This window comes from Stenotrophomonas pictorum JCM 9942 (genome assembly GCF_001431585.1).
Lineage (GTDB): Bacteria > Pseudomonadota > Gammaproteobacteria > Xanthomonadales > Xanthomonadaceae > Stenotrophomonas > Stenotrophomonas pictorum.
The window spans coordinates 45,559-62,154 of sequence record NZ_LLXS01000006.1; the positions used below are offsets into that span (position 1 = coordinate 45,559).

A 16,596-nucleotide genomic window follows, 5' to 3' on the forward strand; every position below is an offset into this window, starting at 1 on the left:
TGGCAGGGTCTTACCCTGAAACGGCCCGGACTGATGTCCGGGCCGCCCAGGTCACATCTACAACAGGATGCCCGAATTACTCGGACTTGCTCCCGTTCAGCTGAGCACGCAGCAGTGCGCCCAGGCTGGTGGTGCCTGCCGCCGCTTCGGTCGAGTTCTTGTTGAACTCAGCCAGCGCTTCAGCCGTCTCGGCTTCGTCCTTGGCCTTGATCGACAGCTGCAGGGTGCGGCCCTTGCGGTCCATGCCCACGAACTTGGCTTCGATCTTGTCGCCGACCTTCAGGTGCTGGGTTGCATCGTCAACACGCTCGTTGGCGATATCACGCGCCATCACATAGCCCTCGATACCGTCGGCCAGTTCGATCACGGCACCCTTGGCGTCAACTTCCTTCACCACGCCTTCGACCTTGGAGCCCTTCGGATTGGTCGCCATGTACTGACCGAACGGATCCTGCTCCAGCTGCTTGACGCCCAGCGAGATGCGCTCGCGCTCCGGATCGACCGCCAGCACAACGGCTTCCAGCGTGTCGCCCTTCTTGAAGTTGCGCACGATGTCTTCGCCAGTGGTCGCCCAGCTGATGTCGGACAGGTGGACCAGGCCGTCGATACCGCCATCCAGACCGATGAAGATGCCGAAGTCGGTGATCGACTTGATCTGACCGGACACCTTGTCGTTCTTCTTGTAGATGGCAGCGAAGGTTTCCCACGGATTGGCGGCAACCTGCTTCATGCCCAGCGAGATGCGGCGACGCTCTTCATCGACGTCCAGCACCATCACTTCGACTTCGTCACCAACCTGCACAACCTTGGACGGGTTGACGTTCTTGTTGGTCCAGTCCATTTCGGACACGTGCACCAGGCCTTCGACGCCCGGCTCGATCTCGACGAATGCGCCGTAATCGGTCACGTTGGAGACCTTGCCGAACACGCGGCTGTTGGCCGGGTAACGACGCGAGATGTTATCCCACGGATCTTCGCCCAGCTGCTTCAGGCCCAGCGAAACGCGGTTGCGCTCGCGGTCGAACTTCAGCACGCGCACGTCCAGCTCGTCGCCGACGTTCACGACTTCGGACGGATGGCGCACGCGCTTCCATGCCATGTCGGTGATGTGCAGCAGGCCGTCGATACCGCCCAGGTCCACGAACGCGCCGTAGTCGGTCAGGTTCTTGACGACACCCTTCAGGATGGCGCCTTCCTGCAGCTTGTCCATCAGCTGCTCGCGCTCTTCCGAGTGCTCGCTTTCGACAACCGCACGGCGCGAAACGACCACGTTGTTACGCTTGCGGTCGAGCTTGATGAGCTTGAACTCCAGCTCCTTGCCTTCCAGGTAGGCCGGGTCGCGCACCGGGCGCACATCGACCAGCGAACCGGGCAGGAACGCGCGGACATCCTTGATGTCCACGGTGAAACCACCCTTGACCTTGCCGCTGATGCGGCCGGTGATGGTTTCGTTCTTTTCCAACGCTTCTTCCAGCTCGTCCCACACCATCGCGCGCTTGGCCTTCTCGCGCGACAGGACGGTTTCGCCGAAGCCGTTCTCGAGCGAGTCGAGGGCAACCTTCACCTGGTCACCCACGCCCACGTCGATCTCACCAGCGTCGTTACGGAACTGTTCGATCGGCACGATGCCTTCGGACTTCAGGCCGGCGTTGATCACCACCACGTCGCCGCGGACATCAACGACGGTACCGATAACGATGGCACCGGGCTTCAGCTTGGCCAGATTGGCCTGACTGGCTTCAAACAGTTCTGCAAATGATTCGGTCATTTAGATTTACTCAGTTGAACACACGGACAGCGGATCTGTTGCGGAAACCCGTACTGCCCAGCCTGTTGGTCGGCTCCGTGGAAGCAGCCGCATGTGAATGGAAAAACCCACCACGCACTATTGCGCAGCGGGGTTGTTGCAACTTCTCTTCTGCGACTGCGGCCGATGCACTGGCCACACGCGGCGCAGCGTGGATCAAGCCCCCTGCGTGGGGACCAGACCCAGCACCCTGGCAACGACGTCGTCGATGCCAATGCCGCTGGTGTCGATGAGGACAGCATCGTCTGCCGGCCTCAGGGGCGCCACTGCGCGTTGTGCATCACGGGCGTCGCGGGCCATGATCTCGCGCAGGAGGTCTTCAAAGTTAACCGAAACCCCTTTTTCTTTCAACTGCTTATGCCGGCGCAATGCACGCTCTTCAGCGCTCGCAGTCAGGAAAACCTTGAATGGGGCATCCGGAAAGATCACTGTTCCCATGTCGCGACCATCGGCCACCAGTCCCGGCGCAAGCCTGAATGCGCGCTGCCGCTCCTTCAGCGCCGCCCGCACCTCCGAAATCGCCGCAATCGCCGAGGCCAGCGCCCCGGTGGTTTCCAGCCGGAGCTCGTCGGTGGCGTCGGTACCGTTCACCAGCACCCGCAGACTCTCACCCTGCTCAACGAACTGGACCTTGGTATCGAACGTGCACCGCACCAGTGCCGAGGCGTCAGAGGTATCGATGTCCGCCCAACTGGCCGCCACCCCCACCGCCCGGTACAGCGCCCCCGAGTCCAGATAGTGCCACCCCAGGTGACGGGCAACGATACGACTTACGGTACCTTTGCCCGCCCCGGAGGGGCCATCAATGGTCAAAACGGGAGGAAGCTGGCTCATCGGGAGGCCTGTTTTGATGGGAGTCAGCCTATTCTAGCGCCCCACACCACCACCCTGACGTAGCGACAGCGCGCAACCACTTGAACCGCCATGGAAATAGCCGGTAGAATGGCGGGCTTGAACGAGCGTCCACCTGCATATCCGCGGCCGCGCTCCTGAGAACTCCAACAGTTATCCGCCGAGGTATGCCATGAAAATTCTGTCCTCCCTGAAGTCGGCGAAGGCCCGTCATCGCGATTGCAAGGTCGTCCGCCGTCGCGGCAAGATCTTCGTGATCTGCAAGTCGAACCCGCGCTTCAAGGCTCGCCAGCGCTGAGCCGATTGGCGCGAGCCAGTCACGGGATCCGCACGGTTTCCGACTTCACAAAAAGCCGCCTTCGGGCGGTTTTTTGTTGCTGCATCCACCTACCGGCTGCCGCGTATCGACCGGCAACACCAATACGCGCGACAAGACCATCTATTTGTCGCCGTTTTTTGCTGTAATCGACACTTGTCCTCTGGGGAGCAGCGACTATGAAACACACGATCCACGCACTAACCCTGATCACCCTGTTGGGTGCGACGTCAGCCGCCATGGCCGATACCCTGCTCATCGAGCGGGTCCAGGAACAGTCCGCCAGCGTCTTGCCGGCCCGCGGCCAAACCATGAGCCAGGTCGAAGCGCGCTTCGGTGCTCCGCAGGAGCGCCTTGAGCCGCGGGGCGGCCAGAAACGCCAATGGCCGACCATCCATCGCTGGGTCTATCCGGCATTCACTGTGTATTTCGAAAAACAGCGCGTGATCGATGTTGTCGCGCGCCAAGCCAGCCCTGATGAAATCGGGCCAAAGCCCCCTATCCGCTGACCCTTTCCGCCCCGCGTGACGGCGGGCATCCACGCCCACCGTCACTTACACCCACGCATTGGGCACGGGGCCCTGCATGCACGAGAACATGAACGATACGCTCCGCTTTCCGGCCGAATGGGAATCCCAGTCCGGCGTACTGATCGCCTGGCCTCACGCCGACACCGACTGGGCCGATCGCCTGGCCGAGGTTGAAGAGACCTACATCGCCCTGGTTGCCGCGATCACCCGTTTCCAGCCTGTGCTGATCTGCGTGGCCGATGACGATATCGAGACCTACGCGGAAATGCGGTTGCGCTCGAACCGGATCGACATGGAGCGTGTGCGCTTTGTCACCGCCGCCTACGACGATACCTGGCTGCGCGATTCCGGCCCGATCACCCTCAAGCGCGGCGACGGCAGCTTCCAGCTGCTGGATTTCCGCTTCACCGGCTGGGGTGGCAAGTTCGAAGCCAGCCTGGATGACCAGCTGGTCGGCGTGCTGCATGCCGCTGGCGTGTTCAACCATGCCGACGTGCGCAGCATCCCGTTCGCGCTGGAGGGCGGCGGTATCGAGACCGACGGTCAAGGCACGCTGCTGACCACCTGGCAGTGCCTGCACGAACGTCACCCGGACCGCGACCGCGCCTCGCTCAGCGCCGACATGGCCGCCTGGATGCAGCAGGACCGCGTGCTGTGGCTGGACCATGGCTATCTGGAAGGCGACGATACCGACGCGCACATCGACACGCTGGCCCGCTTTGCGTCAGCCGACAGCATCGTCTACCAGAATTGCGATGACCCGCTGGATTCGCACTACGCCGAACTGCAGGCCATGGGCGCGGAACTGGCCGCGCTGCGTACTGCCGATGGCAACCCGTACCGCCTGTTCCCGCTGCCGTGGCCGCAGCCGGTGCTCGATGAGGGCCGCCGCCTGGCCGCTTCCTACGCAAACTTCCTGATCATCAACGGTGCGGTACTGATGCCGGCGTATGGCGATGCGGCCGATCAGGCCGCACGCGACGTATTGGCGCAGGCCTTCCCCGGTCGCGAGATCGTGCAGGTCCCCTGCCGCTCGCTGATCTGGCAGAACGGCAGCCTGCACTGCATCACCATGCAATTGCCGGCCGGCCTGCTGGCCAGCTGATCCGCCACCTCCTGCGCCGCCACAGCGCTACCGCCTGAGGCGGCGCGTGTTCAGCCGCCGCGGACAATCCGCCGTGGCTTCCGCGCTACCATGCGCCCTCCCCTTGCAGGACCTGTAATCGGATGAGCTCCCGTCACACCCTTTCCGTCGCCCTGATCCAGGAACGCAACCACGGCGATGCCGCCGCCAATCTGGACGTGATCGAGGCCCGCGTGGCCGAGGCCGCCGCGCAGGGCGCGAAGCTGGTGCTGCTGCAGGAGCTGCACAACGGCCCCTATTTCTGCCAGCACGAGTCGGTGGATGAATTCGATCTGGCCGAGCCGATTCCCGGCCCCAGCACCGAGCGTTTGGCCGCGATCGCGAAAAAGTACGGCGTCGTGCTCGTCGGCTCGCTGTTCGAACGCCGCGCCGCCGGCCTGTACCACAACACCGCGGTGGTCTTCGAAAAAGACGGCACCTTGCTGGGCAAGTACCGCAAGATGCACATCCCCGATGACCCGGGCTTCTACGAGAAGTTCTACTTCACCCCGGGCGACCTCGGCTTCACCCCGATCGACACCTCCGTCGGCCGCCTCGGCGTGCTGGTGTGCTGGGACCAGTGGTATCCGGAAGCGGCGCGCCTGATGGCACTGGCGGGCGCCGAGCTGCTGCTCTACCCGACCGCGATCGGCTGGGATCCGGAGGATGTGCAGGACGAGAAGAACCGCCAGCGCGACGCCTGGGTGCTGAGCCATCGCGGCCATGCCGTGGCCAATGGCGTGCCGGTGCTGAGCTGCAATCGCGTCGGTCACGAAACCTCGCCGCTGGGGGCCTCGGGCATCGACTTCTGGGGCAACAGCCACGTCCTCGGCCCGCAGGGTGAATTCCTCGCCGAGGCCGGTGGTGAGCCGACCATCTTGGTGTGCGATATCGACCTGCAGCGCAGCGAACACGTGCGCCGCATCTGGCCGTTCCTGCGCGATCGCCGTATCGATGCCTACGGTGATCTGCTCAAGCGCTACATCGACTGACACCCGCAGGCCCTCCGTGACCCTCCAGCTGCGCCCGGCCACACCCGCCGACATTCCCGCCATCACCGCCATCTATGCGGTCGAGGTGCGGGAACTGGTCAACACCTACGAATACGAGGTGCCCAGCGAAGCGGAAATGGCGCAGCGCATGGCCGACATCACCGGACGCGGCTTTCCCTACCTCGTCGCGATCATCGACGGCGAGGTGGGCGGCTATGCCTACGCCAACAGTTACCGCGCCCGCATCGCCTACCAGTGGACGGTGGAGAACTCGGTGTACGTGGATGCCCGCTACCAGGGTCGCGGCATCGGCAGCGCGTTGATGCAGGCGCTGATCGACGACTGTACCGCGCGCGGTTTCCGGCAGATGGTCGCGGTGATCGGCGAGCCCACCAACACCGCCTCCATCAAGCTGCACGAGCGTTTCGGCTTCGAGCTGGTCGGCGTGTTCCGCGGGCTCGGCCGCAAGCACGGCCGCTGGCTGGATACCGTGCAGATGCAGCGTGCACTCGGCGATGGCGCCAACACGCCACCCAACAATGAATGAAGCAATGACCGACAACTTTTTTGACGCCGACAGCGACCTGCTCGCCGGCCAGCCGGTGCGCATCGTCGAACGCGACGGCGTGCGCTACACCTTGCTGGGTACCGCACACGTGTCGCTGGCCAGCGTGCAGGCCGTGGAACAGGCCATCGGCAGCGGCCGGTTCGATGCGGTCGCCGTGGAGCTGGACCCGCAGCGCCTGCAGGCACTGACCAATCCCGATTCGCTCGCGCAGCTGGATCTGATCGACGTCATTCGCAAGGGCCGCGTGGCGCTGTTTGCCGCCAACCTGGCCCTGGCCGCCTACCAGCGCCGCCTGGCCGAGCAGCTGGGCATCGAGCCCGGTGCCGAGCTGAAACGTGCGGTACAGCTGGCCAAGGAACGCGACCTGCCAGTGCACCTGATCGACCGTGATGTCGGCCTGACCTTCCGTCGTGCATCGCAACGCCTGGGCTTCTTGGGCAAGATCAAGCTGGTGATGGGGCTGGGCGCCGGGCTGTTCTCGTCGGAGGATGTGGGCGAAGAGGAAATCGAGAAGCTCAAGCAGGGCGACATGCTGGAATCGAGCTTCGGCGAGTTCGCCAGCGAGAGCCCGGCGCTGTATGAAGCCATCATCGGCGAGCGCGACCGCTACATGGCCACGCGCCTGCGCGAGGAGTATCACAGCGAACAGCGCAATGTGCTGGCGGTGGTTGGCGCCGGACACCTGGCCGGACTTGCCCGCTACCTGGAGACCGATACCGAAGCCCCGGCGACGCTGCGCGAGCAGCTCGAAGCCGTGCCGAAGAAGCGCAATATCCCGTGGATCACCCTGACCATCCTGGCGGTGGTGCTGGCCGGGATCGGCATCGGCTTCTGGCGCGGCGGCCTGGACATGGGCGCGCACATGCTGGCGATCTGGGCGCTGTACACCGGTGGTCTGGCCGGCCTGGGTGCGTTGCTGGCCCGCAGCCATCCGCTGAGCATCCTCACCGCGATCGCCGTGGCGCCGTTCAAGCCGTTCCGGCTGAGCATTCCCACCGGCGCCTTTGCCGCGATGGTGGAAACCCGCCTACGCAAACCGGCCTATCTCGATTTCCTGCAACTGCGTGACGATGCGCAGACTCTCAAGGGCTGGTACCGCAATCGTGTCACCCGCATCGTACTGACCTTCATGCTGACCAATCTGGGCAGCATGCTGGGACTGTGGCTGACCGGCTTCACCGTCTACGGCAAGCTCGCCAGCTGAGCTGACCGCTTCACCCTTGAAAAAAGCCCGCATCGCTGCGGGCTTTTTTCTTTCAGCGGGTGCGACGCCGATCAGCTTTCCAGCACCGGGCCGTCCACCGGCAAGCCGCGTGCGCGTCGTACCAGCCGCGCCGTGCCCATACGCAGGTCATCGAGAATGGCGTAGATGGTGGGCAGGAACAGCAGGCTGACCACCGTGGAGAAAGCCAGGCCACCGGCAATGGCGCGCGCCATCGGGTGATACGGCGGCATGCCATCGGCGGTTTCGGTATTCAAGGCGATCGGGATCATCGCCAGGATCGCCGTGCCCATGGTCATCATGATCGGCCGCAACCGCTCGCGGCTTCCCTCCACCAGCGCATCGGTGCGGGCCATGCCACGCCGCCGCAGATTGTTGATGTGCTCGATCATCACAATGCCGTTGTTCACCACCACGCCCATCAACACCAGGATGCCGATCACCGCCATGATGTTCATCTCGGTACCGGTCAGCCAGAACAGCCAGTACACGCCGAAGATCGAGAACAGCACGCAGGACATGATCGCCGCCGGAAACAGCAGCGACTCGAACACCGCGGCCATGATCACCAGCATGAGGATCAGCGCGATGAAGATGCTGTTCACCATCTGCTGCATGCCATCGAAGTTGATGTTGAAGCCGCCGCCAGCGAAGGTGTAGCCGTAGCCCGGTGGGAACTGCACGCCGTCCAGGGTGGCTTCCACCGACTTGCGCGCCGCATCCATCGCCACGTCCTTGGCCAGCCCGGCCTCCACCCGCAGCATGGTCTGCCGGTTCAGGCGCTGGATCGAATTGGCCGCCGGATTGACGTCGACATCGACCATCGCCAGCAGCGGCACTTCCGCGCCGCTGGAGGTGCGCACCATGAACGAGGAAAGATCCTCGATGCCGTAGCTCTCCGAACCGGCGAAGCGCACGTTGACCGGAATCTCCACATCATCGCGATGGAAGTCGCGCAGCGAGGAGCCACGCAACGCCATACCCACGAACTGCGCCACCTGCTGTGCGCTGAAGCCGTAGGCGGCTGCACGCTCCCGGTCCACGCGCACCGCCAGTTCGGCATTGGCATCGCCGGTATCCACGCGTACGTCGCGCAGCTTCGGATCACGCGCCAGCATCGGCACGATATCGTCGGCCAGCTCCCGCAGGGTCTGGGTCGAATCACCGACCAGGCTGAAGCGGATGCCCTGGCCTTCGCTGCCCTGCCCGCCCGGCCAGCCGATGCCGATCTTCGCCCGCGCCGACTGCGGCAGCCCCTTGCGCACCTCCTCCTCGATCTTCTTGCTCAGCTCGGCATCATCGATGTCCAGGAACAGGCGGGTCTGCGCCCAGCCCTGTTCGCTGTAGCGGCTGTAGACGCGCTTGATATGGAAATCCTTGCGATGGGCGTTGACGAAATCCTCCACCCGCGCCACTTCCTTGCCCATCTCCTCCTTGGAGTAGGAGCCCTTCCACTGGTAGAAGATGTTGATCTCGTCCGGATCGCTTTCATCGCCACCGCCCTGGGTGTGGGTCATCGGCCATACGCTGACCAGCGAGATGAACAGGATGCCGGCCACACTCCAGCCACGGTGCAGCAGCGTCCAACGCAGCGCCTTCGCATAGCGGTCCTGCAGACGACTGATGAAGGGCGATTTCACCGCCGGCGGCGTCTTCATCCGTGCCGAGAGCATCGGGATCAGGCTCACCGCCACCAGCCACGAGGCCAGCAGCGACACGGAAATGGTCACCGCCAGCTGCGACAGGTAGATGGTGATGATGTTCTTCTCGCCGAACATCATCGGCAGGAACACCACGCAGTGGCACAACGTGCCGGCGGACAGGGCAATCGCCACGTGCCGGGTACCGACAATGGAGGCCATCGCCGGCTGGTCGGGAAATTTCTCCCGCTCCTGGTAGATGCTTTCCACCACCACCACCGCGTTGTCCACCAGCATGCCGACCGCCAGCAGCAGGCCCATCATCGAGATGATGTTCAAGGTGATGCCGGTGAAGTACATGAAGCCCAACGTCATGATGAAACAGATCGGAATGGCCATCGATACCATCAGCGTCGAGGGCCAGTGGCGCAGGAACGCGTACAGCACGATCACCGACAGCAGCAGACCGATCGCACCGGCCTCTGCCAGCTTCAGCAGCGAGGTGGTCACCGCCTGGCCCTGGTCGTCGGCGATCTCGATATCGATCCCGCGCATCGCCGGATCGTTTTCCAGCACCTTGATCTCGGCCCGCACAGCGCGCGAGAGATCCACCAGATTGGCCGAACGCTCCTTGTAGATGTCCACACCCACACTGGGCCGGCCTTCCATCTGCCGCACATAGTTCATGCGCTGCGGCTGGAAGCTGACTTCGGCGATATCGGACAGACGGGTGCCGCGATTGTTGATGCGCAGGTCACGCAAGGCCTGCAACTCCAGAAGCTCGCCGCGCGGCTGCACGCGCAGGCGACGGCCGGCCTCGTTGATCTGGCCGGCCGAAACCGAGAAATTGGCCGCCTGCAACTGCTGCACCAGCTCGTTCAGGGCGACGCCATGCGCGCTGAGGCGATCCTTGTCCAGCGCGACCAGTACTTCCTGCTTGGCGACGCCTTCGACCTCGATGCGGGCCACGCCTGGCAGGCGCTCCAGCCGCTGCTTGATGCTGCGTTCGATCAGATCGACGCGCGCGGTCAGATCCTCCTCGCTGTTCAGACGCAGGCTCATCGCCTCGCGGTCGCTGGTGCTCCAGCGCTGCACGTAATAGCGGCGGAAATCGTCCGGCAGCTGGTCGCGGATCGCGTCGATGCGCTCGCGGGCCTCGGAAGCGGCCATGGCGATATCCCGGCCCCAGTCACTGAACTCGACCTGGATCGTGCCGCCTTCGGCATTGGCGCGCGAGTTCATCGACTTGATACCGGGCATCGTGGCAATGGCCTCTTCCACCGGCCGCAGCACGTTGCGCTCCACTTCTTCCGGCGTGGATCCGGGGTACGGCAATGACACGAAGAAGAAGGGAATCGTCGCTTCCGGTTCGGCCTCCAGCGGCAGTTTGAATGCGGCGATCAGGCCGATCGCCACCATCGAGACAAACAGCATGATGGTGGTGACGGGGCGGCGGATGGACAGCTCGGTGATGTTCATCCGGGTCAGTCCTTCGCCGCGCCGTCGAGGGCGTCCTGCTCGCGTGCCAGCACCTGCACCGCCTGTGCGGCCACCTGCCGGGCACGCAGGCCGCGCTCGGCGTAGTACTCGTCCGGCTTGCGGTCCAGCAGGTCATAGACCACCGGGATCACCAGCAAGGTCAGCAGTGTGGAGACCAGCAGGCCGCCGATGACGGTGATCGCCATCGGCGAACGCACCTCGGCACCTTCACCGACAGCCAGGGCCAGCGGCAGGAAGCCGAACACCGCACACAAGGTGGTCATCATGATCGGACGCAGACGCGAGCGTGCGCCTTCCACCAGCGCCTGTCGTTTGGCCACGCCTTCCTCGCGCAGCTGGTTGACCTTGTCGATCAGGATGATCGCGTTCTTCACCACCAGCCCGACCAGCAGGATCAGACCGATGAACACCACCACCGAAACGGGCGAGCGCGACAGCAGCAGCGCGCCCACCGCACCGACCAGCGCCAGCGGAATGGTGAACAGGATGACGAACGGATGCAGCAGTGATTCGAACTGCGAGGCCATCACCAGATACACCAGGAACACCGCCAGACCGAAGGCGAACAGCAGCGAACGGATCGACTCGCCCAGCTCCTGGCCCTGGCCACCGATATGCATGCCCACATCGGTACCGAGCGGATTCTGCGCCACCAGGCTCTGCACCTCGGTGATCGCCTTGCCCAGATCGATATCACGCAGGTTGGCCGAGACAATGGCCACGCGGCGCTGATCGGCGCGATGGATTTCGCTGGGGCCAGTGGTGGAAACCACTTCGGCCACCGAACCCAGCTCGACCGGCTTGGAACCGCTGGGATGCACGATCAGCCGGCGGATATCCTCCACCGAGGAACGCTCCGATTCCTGCACGCGCACCAGCACGTCGATCTTGCGGTCGCGGAAGCTGTAGCGGGTGGCCACATTGCCGCGCACCTTGTTCACCACCGCATCGGCGATCTGCCGTGTGGTCAGGCCCAGCGCCGCGGCGCGCTCCTGGTCGAACACGATCTGGATTTCCGGAAAGCCCTGCTCCACCGTCGATTTGACGTCGGCATAGTGCGCATTGCCGCGCAGCAGGTCGGCCAGGCGGTTGCCCGCCACACGGATGTCCTCGAGGTTGTTGCCTTCGATCTCGATCTCCAGCGGCGGCGACAACGCGAACAGCTCCGGACGGGCGAAGTCGACCTGCGCGGCCGGCCAGGCCTTCATCGTCTGCCGCAGCTTTTCAGTCAGCTCCGGCTCGCGCGAGGTGTCGCTCATCACCACCGACAGCTTGCCGATGTTCTCGCCGCTTTCGGTCGGGCTGGCATCCAGCCGGGTGCCGGTGCCGGAAACGCCATACAGCAGGCGCACGCCTTCTTCGTTGGCATGCGTGCGCTGCACCTCGCGCACCAGCGCATCGGTCTGCGCCAGCGGCGTGCCCGGCGGCAGCTTGGCGGTCATCTCGAAACGGTCCTGGGCCAGCTGTGGCAGCAGGTCCACCCCCAGCAATGGCAGCGCGGCCAGGGTCAGGCCGAAGGCCAGCGTTGCAAAGCCCAGCACCGGCCACGGCCGCTTCAACGCCGCCGGCAATGCCTTCAGGTAGGCGGCTTCGGCACGGCCGTAGGGCGCCATCGCCAGATCGCTGGCCTTGCGCATCACCGGGCCCACCACCGCCGAGATGCCGCGGAAGACCCGCACCACCGACCAGACCAGCGCCAGGAAACCGTAGCGGATCAGCGCGCCGATACCACGGCCGGTGTAGGCCATCGGCTTCTGCCAACGGCTGGCCGGACGCCACGGCTGTTGCGGATCCTCGGCCGGAAACTCCAGCGGCGGACGGCCCTTGAGCGCGCTCAGCATCGGGATCAGCGTCATCGACACCACCAGCGACACCGCGATGGCGATGGACACCGTCAGCGCCTGGTCGCGGAACAGCTGGCCGGCGATACCTTCGACGAACACCAGCGGCAGGAACACCGCGATGGTGGTGAGCGTGGAGGCCACCACCGCCATGAATACCTCGCGGGTGCCCTTGATCGCCGCTTCCAGCACGCCCATGCCGCGCTCGCGCGCCTTGGCGATGGATTCGAGCACCACGATCGAGTCATCCACCACCAGACCGGTGGCCAGCGCCAGCCCCCCCAGCGACATCACGTTCAAACTCAGGCCCAGCTGGCCCATGAAGAAGAACGTGGCGATGATCGAGATCGGCAATGACAGCGAAATGACGAAAGTGCTCCAGCCATCGCGCAGGAACAGGAAAATGATCAGGATCGACAGCAGGCCTCCGATCACCGCATCGATCTTGACGTCCTTGATGGCGTGGCGGATGAAGACCGACTGGTCCTCCACCTGTGTCAGCTCGATGTCCTTGGGCAGCTGCTTGCGGATGGCTTCCAGCCGGGTTTCCAGGGCATCGGCGGTGGACACCGTATTGGCATCGCCTTCCTTGTAGATGGCCAGCTCCACGGCCTCACGGCCGCCGCTGCGGATCACCGCCTCGCGTTCCTTGTAGCCCTGGTAGACGTTGGCCACATCCTTCAATCGCACCGTGGCCACACCGCCACCGTTGCCGTCATTGCGCATCGCGGCGATCACATTGGGATCGCGACTGCCGAGAATGGCCATCATCAACTGCCGGTTCTCCCCGGCCGCCGCCGCTCCGCCGGAACCCCCGGTGGTGGTCAGCAGCATCTCGCGCATCTGCTCGACCGTGGCGAACTGGTTCACGGTACGCACCAGATAGCGCTGCGAGCCCTCCTCCAGGCGACCGCCCGAGAGATTCACGTTCTCCTGCTGCAGGCGCTGGATCACCGTATCCAGCGACAGGCCGAGCTGAGCCAGCTTGCGCTGGTCGATCTCCACCTGGATTTCGTCTTCCAGACCGCCGCCGACCTTGACCGCGGCCACACCGCTGACCGGTTCGAGCTTGCGCTTGAGATCCTCGTCGGCATAGCGGCGCAGCTCCATCAGCCGGCGCACCGCATCGGCCTCGCTGCCGGCTTCCTGCCTGGACGACAGCGCCAAGCGCATGATCGGCTGGGTCGACGGATTGAAGCGCAGCAGCACCGGCGGCTTGGCCTCCAGCGGCAGCTGCAGCGTCTCCATCTTGTCGCGCACGTCCAGACCGGCCTGCTGCATGTCCGTGCCCCAGGCGAACTCGAGCACCACATCGCTCTGCCCGGTGCGCGAGATCGATTTGAGCTTGCGCAGGCCCTTGACGATGCCCAGCGCCTCTTCGGCCGGTTGCGAGATCAGCGTTTCGATTTCCGCCGGCGCCGCACCTTCGTAATCGGTACGCACGGTCAGCGTGGGATAGCTCAGGTCCGGCAGCAATTCGACCTTCAGGCTCTGCAGCGAGATCAGGCCGAACAGCACCAGGGTCAGCGTCATCATCGCGATGGTGACGCGCCGGCGCGTGGCGAACTCGATCAGATCGAAGCCGCCGCCGGGGGCCGATGGAGCAGGGCCACTCATTGCTTGGACGCCTGTGCGGCCGGTGCCTTGGCGGCGACTTCGGCCGGCTTGTCCTTGCCGATCACCTGCACCGCACTGCCTTCGCGCAAGGCCGCCTTGCCGGCGATCACCACTTCATCGCCCGGCTTCAGCCCTTCACGCACTTCGATCCAGCCCGCATCGTCGTAGCCCAGCTTGAGCGTGGTGCGCAGGGCCTTGCCATCGCGCACCACGTACACCGCCGGCTGTCCGCCGTCTTCCAGCAGCGCATTGCGTGGTACCACGAGCGCATCGGCGCGCTGGTCATAGTTGATGCTCAGCCGGCCGAACATACCCGGCTGCAGGTCGGGCTCGCCGGAGAACGTGGTGACCACACGGAACGTGCCGGTACCGGTATCGACCACCGGCGACACCCGGTCCACCGTGCCGGTGAAGCTGCGTCCGGGCAATGCATCGGCCGCCAGTTCCACCACCTGGCCCGGCTTGAGCTTGGCGATTTCGCGCTCGGGCACATTGAGCGTGGCTTCCAGCTGTCCGGTATCGACGATGCGGAAAATCGGCGAGTTGATCTGCACGAAGTTGCCCGGCTTGATATCGCGCGAGGCGATCACACCGGAGATCGGCGCCACTACCGTGGTGTAGGAAAGCTCCAGCGTCGCCATGCGGTACTGGGCACGGGCGTTCTCCAGATCAAAACGCAACTGGTCGACATCGGCGGCACTGACCAGCTGCTGCTCCACCAGCCTCTGCGCGCGGTGATAGCTGTTTTCCAGCTTGCGCATCTGCGCCTCGCTTTGCGCCACCGCCAGGCGCGCGCGGTCCGGATCCAGCCGCACCAGCGGCTGCCCGGCACGGACCGTCTGGCCCTCTTCGACCATCACCGCCAGCGCCACGCCGGAGGTCTTGGCCACCACCTGCGATTCGGCACGCGCATCCAGCGCGGCCGTACCGGTATAGCTGGCGGCGATCGCACGGTTGGTCGCCCTGGCCACTTCCACCGGCACCGCATCGATGGCCTTCTGTTCCTCGGGCGTCTTGGCCTGGGCCTCCTCGCCTCCGGCTTTGCATCCTCCCAGCAGCAGGGCCGAAGAGATCAGAAGTGCGGCGGCGCAGGTTCCGGTGCGGCCGTACAGAGTAGAAAGTCGCGACATCGTCTTGTCCCAGGGATGCGTAGGCAGGTGTTGTAGATAAGTATTGCACCACCCCACAGTCACACCATGCCCCGAAAGTCATGGATCGGTGAGGAGCACGCAGTATGGGCTGACGCGCCGCAGCATCAACCACAGGTTCCGATCGCATAAATACGCGGGCTATACTCGGCCCGTTCCGTGTCCCCACGGCGGAACCCCAGCCCCGCTCACCGGACAAGGAAACCATGCGCCCGCAGCCGCTCGCCGCTTGTTTCGCTCTGGCTTTCGCCCTGACCTTCGGGGCCGCCCAAGCTGATCCGTCGTCTGACGCACCCGCCGTCCCTACCACGCCGGCACCGGCCGTAACCGGCAACGTGGAGGCCGGCAGAACCCTCGCCTACACCTGCCAGGGCTGCCATGGCCTGACCGGCTACAAGAACGCCTACCCCAGCTATCGCGTGCCCAAGATCGGCGGGCAGTCTTCGGCCTACCTGACCCAGGCGCTGATGGAATACCGGCAAGGCAAGCGCAAGCACCCGACGATGCAGGCGCAGTCGATGAGTTTCAGCGCGCAGGAAATCGCCGACCTGTCCGCCTATCTGTCCACCCTCAAATAAGCGCCGACCATGACGAAAGCCACGCACGCAATCCGCCTGTCCATCGCCCTGTTCGCCGCCGTTGCCATGGCTGCGTGTTCGCAGTCCGAGGTGGAATCGACCGGAAAGTCCGCCGCCGACCCCGGCCATGCCAGCGGCGAGCACAACTCCCGCTCCTCGGCCGGACTGCCCCAGGGCCGCATCGCCGCCGGCGAGCAGCTGGCCGCGGCCAAAGGCAAGGCCACCGGGCAGAGCTGCATCGACTGCCATGGGGCCGATGGCAACGCTCCGATCGACCCGACCTATCCCAAACTGGGCGGCCAGTACGGCGACTACCTCGCCCATGCACTGCAGACGTACCGCGGCGGTACCCGTGATCACATGCTGATGACCCCCCAGGCCAAAGACCTGAGCGATCAGGACATCGCCGATCTGGCGGCCTACTTCGGCTCGCGCCCGAGCCAGCTGCGCGACCTGCACGGGGTCGACTGATCCACCCTGCATTTGGGTTTCCAAAGCCGCCGGGAAGGCGGCTTTGTTCTGTCAGCCCACCCGCAAACGCCCTCGGGCATAGCTGCCGGTGGATATGCCGTTTTTCCGATGCCTGATCTGCGCAGAGAACTTCCCCGTTATCGTCGCCGCAGAGACCGCCGCCATCGGCTTCCATGCAACGCGTTTCATCGCGGCCGCGACCACCGGTGCGGCCATGGTGATCGCATTGGAACGATTGCGTCAGGAAGAAGCGCTTGAGATTCCTGCCAGGCTCCGCACCGAAGATGCACGGGGCTTCTTCGAGCAGATGGTTGAAGGCGGCCCCACTACCGCACGCCCGCCAGACAGCGGTTTCACTTCTTTCATCATGGGCAGCTGACCAGCAACACAC

14 protein-coding genes are annotated in these 16,596 nt (G+C 64.6%); 9 read left to right on the forward strand and 5 right to left on the reverse strand.

The features are described 5' to 3' along the window. Nucleotides 1-76: 76 nt before the first annotated feature. Nucleotides 77-1,768, reverse strand: coding sequence for a 30S ribosomal protein S1 (gene rpsA / locus ARC78_RS02380; RefSeq protein ID WP_054656846.1), 1,692 nt, complete (start codon nt 1,766-1,768; stop codon nt 77-79). Nucleotides 1,769-1,963: 195 nt separating this feature from the next. Further along, the gene (gene cmk / locus ARC78_RS02385; protein ID WP_057505651.1) at nt 1,964-2,641 is read right to left on the reverse strand and encodes a (d)CMP kinase; all 678 of its coding nucleotides are present in this window, start codon (nt 2,639-2,641) and stop codon (nt 1,964-1,966) included. 190 nt (nt 2,642-2,831) lie between these two features. Between cmk and ykgO the strand changes: the two genes are divergently transcribed. The 6 genes from ykgO to ARC78_RS02415 all read left to right on the forward strand — a co-directional run bounded on the left by ykgO (nt 2,832) and on the right by ARC78_RS02415 (nt 7,392). After that, entirely contained in the window at nt 2,832-2,957 is a 126-nt protein-coding gene (ykgO, locus tag ARC78_RS02390; RefSeq protein WP_054656844.1) for a type B 50S ribosomal protein L36, read from the forward strand. A 197-nt stretch (nt 2,958-3,154) separates the two neighbouring features. Next, complete coding sequence (locus tag ARC78_RS02395; RefSeq protein ID WP_054656841.1) at nt 3,155-3,484, forward strand: hypothetical protein; 330 nt, start codon at nt 3,155-3,157, stop codon at nt 3,482-3,484. 88 nt (nt 3,485-3,572) lie between these two features. Further along, nucleotides 3,573-4,610 (forward strand): agmatine deiminase family protein, encoded by a 1,038-nt coding sequence (locus ARC78_RS02400; protein ID WP_054656870.1) that lies wholly within the window; start codon nt 3,573-3,575, stop codon nt 4,608-4,610. A 122-nt stretch (nt 4,611-4,732) separates the two neighbouring features. Continuing rightward, the gene (locus ARC78_RS02405) at nt 4,733-5,620 is read left to right on the forward strand and encodes a carbon-nitrogen hydrolase (RefSeq protein WP_054656839.1); all 888 of its coding nucleotides are present in this window, start codon (nt 4,733-4,735) and stop codon (nt 5,618-5,620) included. A 16-nt stretch (nt 5,621-5,636) separates the two neighbouring features. Further along, nucleotides 5,637-6,167 carry a GNAT family N-acetyltransferase gene (locus tag ARC78_RS02410; RefSeq protein ID WP_054656838.1) on the forward strand — a complete coding sequence of 177 codons (531 nt, stop codon included), beginning with the start codon at nt 5,637-5,639 and terminating at the stop codon, nt 6,165-6,167. Beyond that, nucleotides 6,160-7,392 (forward strand): TraB/GumN family protein, encoded by a 1,233-nt coding sequence (locus ARC78_RS02415; protein ID WP_054656837.1) that lies wholly within the window; start codon nt 6,160-6,162, stop codon nt 7,390-7,392. The genes ARC78_RS02410 and ARC78_RS02415 overlap by 8 nt, the downstream gene beginning before the upstream one ends. A 71-nt stretch (nt 7,393-7,463) precedes the next feature. Here the strand turns inward: ARC78_RS02415 and ARC78_RS02420 are convergent, their stop codons facing one another. Genes ARC78_RS02420 through ARC78_RS02430 form a run of 3 tightly spaced genes read right to left on the reverse strand, consistent with a single transcriptional unit; the run spans nt 7,464 to nt 15,138 of the window. After that, nucleotides 7,464-10,529 carry an efflux RND transporter permease subunit gene (locus ARC78_RS02420; RefSeq protein WP_057505652.1) on the reverse strand — a complete coding sequence of 1,022 codons (3,066 nt, stop codon included), beginning with the start codon at nt 10,527-10,529 and terminating at the stop codon, nt 7,464-7,466. 5 nt (nt 10,530-10,534) lie between these two features. Continuing rightward, nucleotides 10,535-14,008, reverse strand: a complete 3,474-nt coding sequence (locus tag ARC78_RS02425) for an efflux RND transporter permease subunit (protein ID WP_054656836.1) — start codon at nt 14,006-14,008, stop codon at nt 10,535-10,537. Next, a complete protein-coding gene (locus ARC78_RS02430) occupies nt 14,005-15,138 on the reverse strand; it encodes an efflux RND transporter periplasmic adaptor subunit (protein WP_054656835.1) in 1,134 nt (377 codons plus the stop codon). Before ARC78_RS02430 ends, ARC78_RS02425 begins: the two co-directional genes overlap by 4 nt. A gap of 224 nt (nt 15,139-15,362) precedes the next feature. Here ARC78_RS02430 and ARC78_RS02435 point away from each other — a divergent pair, with 224 nt between their 5' ends. The 3 genes from ARC78_RS02435 to ARC78_RS02445 all read left to right on the forward strand — a co-directional run bounded on the left by ARC78_RS02435 (nt 15,363) and on the right by ARC78_RS02445 (nt 16,584). Then, entirely contained in the window at nt 15,363-15,734 is a 372-nt protein-coding gene (locus ARC78_RS02435) for a c-type cytochrome (RefSeq protein ID WP_054656834.1), read from the forward strand. Between the two features lie 9 nt (nt 15,735-15,743). Beyond that, complete coding sequence (locus ARC78_RS02440; RefSeq protein ID WP_054656833.1) at nt 15,744-16,205, forward strand: c-type cytochrome; 462 nt, start codon at nt 15,744-15,746, stop codon at nt 16,203-16,205. 88 nt (nt 16,206-16,293) lie between these two features. After that, nucleotides 16,294-16,584 (forward strand): hypothetical protein, encoded by a 291-nt coding sequence (locus tag ARC78_RS02445; RefSeq protein ID WP_145974265.1) that lies wholly within the window; start codon nt 16,294-16,296, stop codon nt 16,582-16,584. The last annotated feature ends 12 nt before the right edge of the window (nt 16,585-16,596 follow it).

Bases quoted from the DNA above. Each gene is read 5' to 3' on its own strand.
- rpsA (WP_054656846.1), bottom strand. From the start codon at position 1,768: ATGACCGAATCATTTGCAGAACTGTTTGAAGCCAGTCAGGCCAATCTG.
- cmk (WP_057505651.1), bottom strand. From the start codon at position 2,641: ATGAGCCAGCTTCCTCCCGTTTTGACCATTGATGGCCCCTCCGGGGCG.
- ykgO (WP_054656844.1), top strand. From the start codon at position 2,832: ATGAAAATTCTGTCCTCCCTGAAGTCGGCGAAGGCCCGTCATCGCGAT.
- ARC78_RS02395 (WP_054656841.1), top strand. From the start codon at position 3,155: ATGAAACACACGATCCACGCACTAACCCTGATCACCCTGTTGGGTGCG.
- ARC78_RS02400 (WP_054656870.1), top strand. From the start codon at position 3,573: ATGAACGATACGCTCCGCTTTCCGGCCGAATGGGAATCCCAGTCCGGC.
- ARC78_RS02405 (WP_054656839.1), top strand. From the start codon at position 4,733: ATGAGCTCCCGTCACACCCTTTCCGTCGCCCTGATCCAGGAACGCAAC.
- ARC78_RS02415 (WP_054656837.1), top strand. From the start codon at position 6,160: ATGAATGAAGCAATGACCGACAACTTTTTTGACGCCGACAGCGACCTG.
- ARC78_RS02420 (WP_057505652.1), bottom strand. From the start codon at position 10,529: ATGAACATCACCGAGCTGTCCATCCGCCGCCCCGTCACCACCATCATG.
- ARC78_RS02425 (WP_054656836.1), bottom strand. From the start codon at position 14,008: ATGAGTGGCCCTGCTCCATCGGCCCCCGGCGGCGGCTTCGATCTGATC.
- ARC78_RS02430 (WP_054656835.1), bottom strand. From the start codon at position 15,138: ATGTCGCGACTTTCTACTCTGTACGGCCGCACCGGAACCTGCGCCGCC.
- ARC78_RS02435 (WP_054656834.1), top strand. From the start codon at position 15,363: ATGCGCCCGCAGCCGCTCGCCGCTTGTTTCGCTCTGGCTTTCGCCCTG.
- ARC78_RS02440 (WP_054656833.1), top strand. From the start codon at position 15,744: ATGACGAAAGCCACGCACGCAATCCGCCTGTCCATCGCCCTGTTCGCC.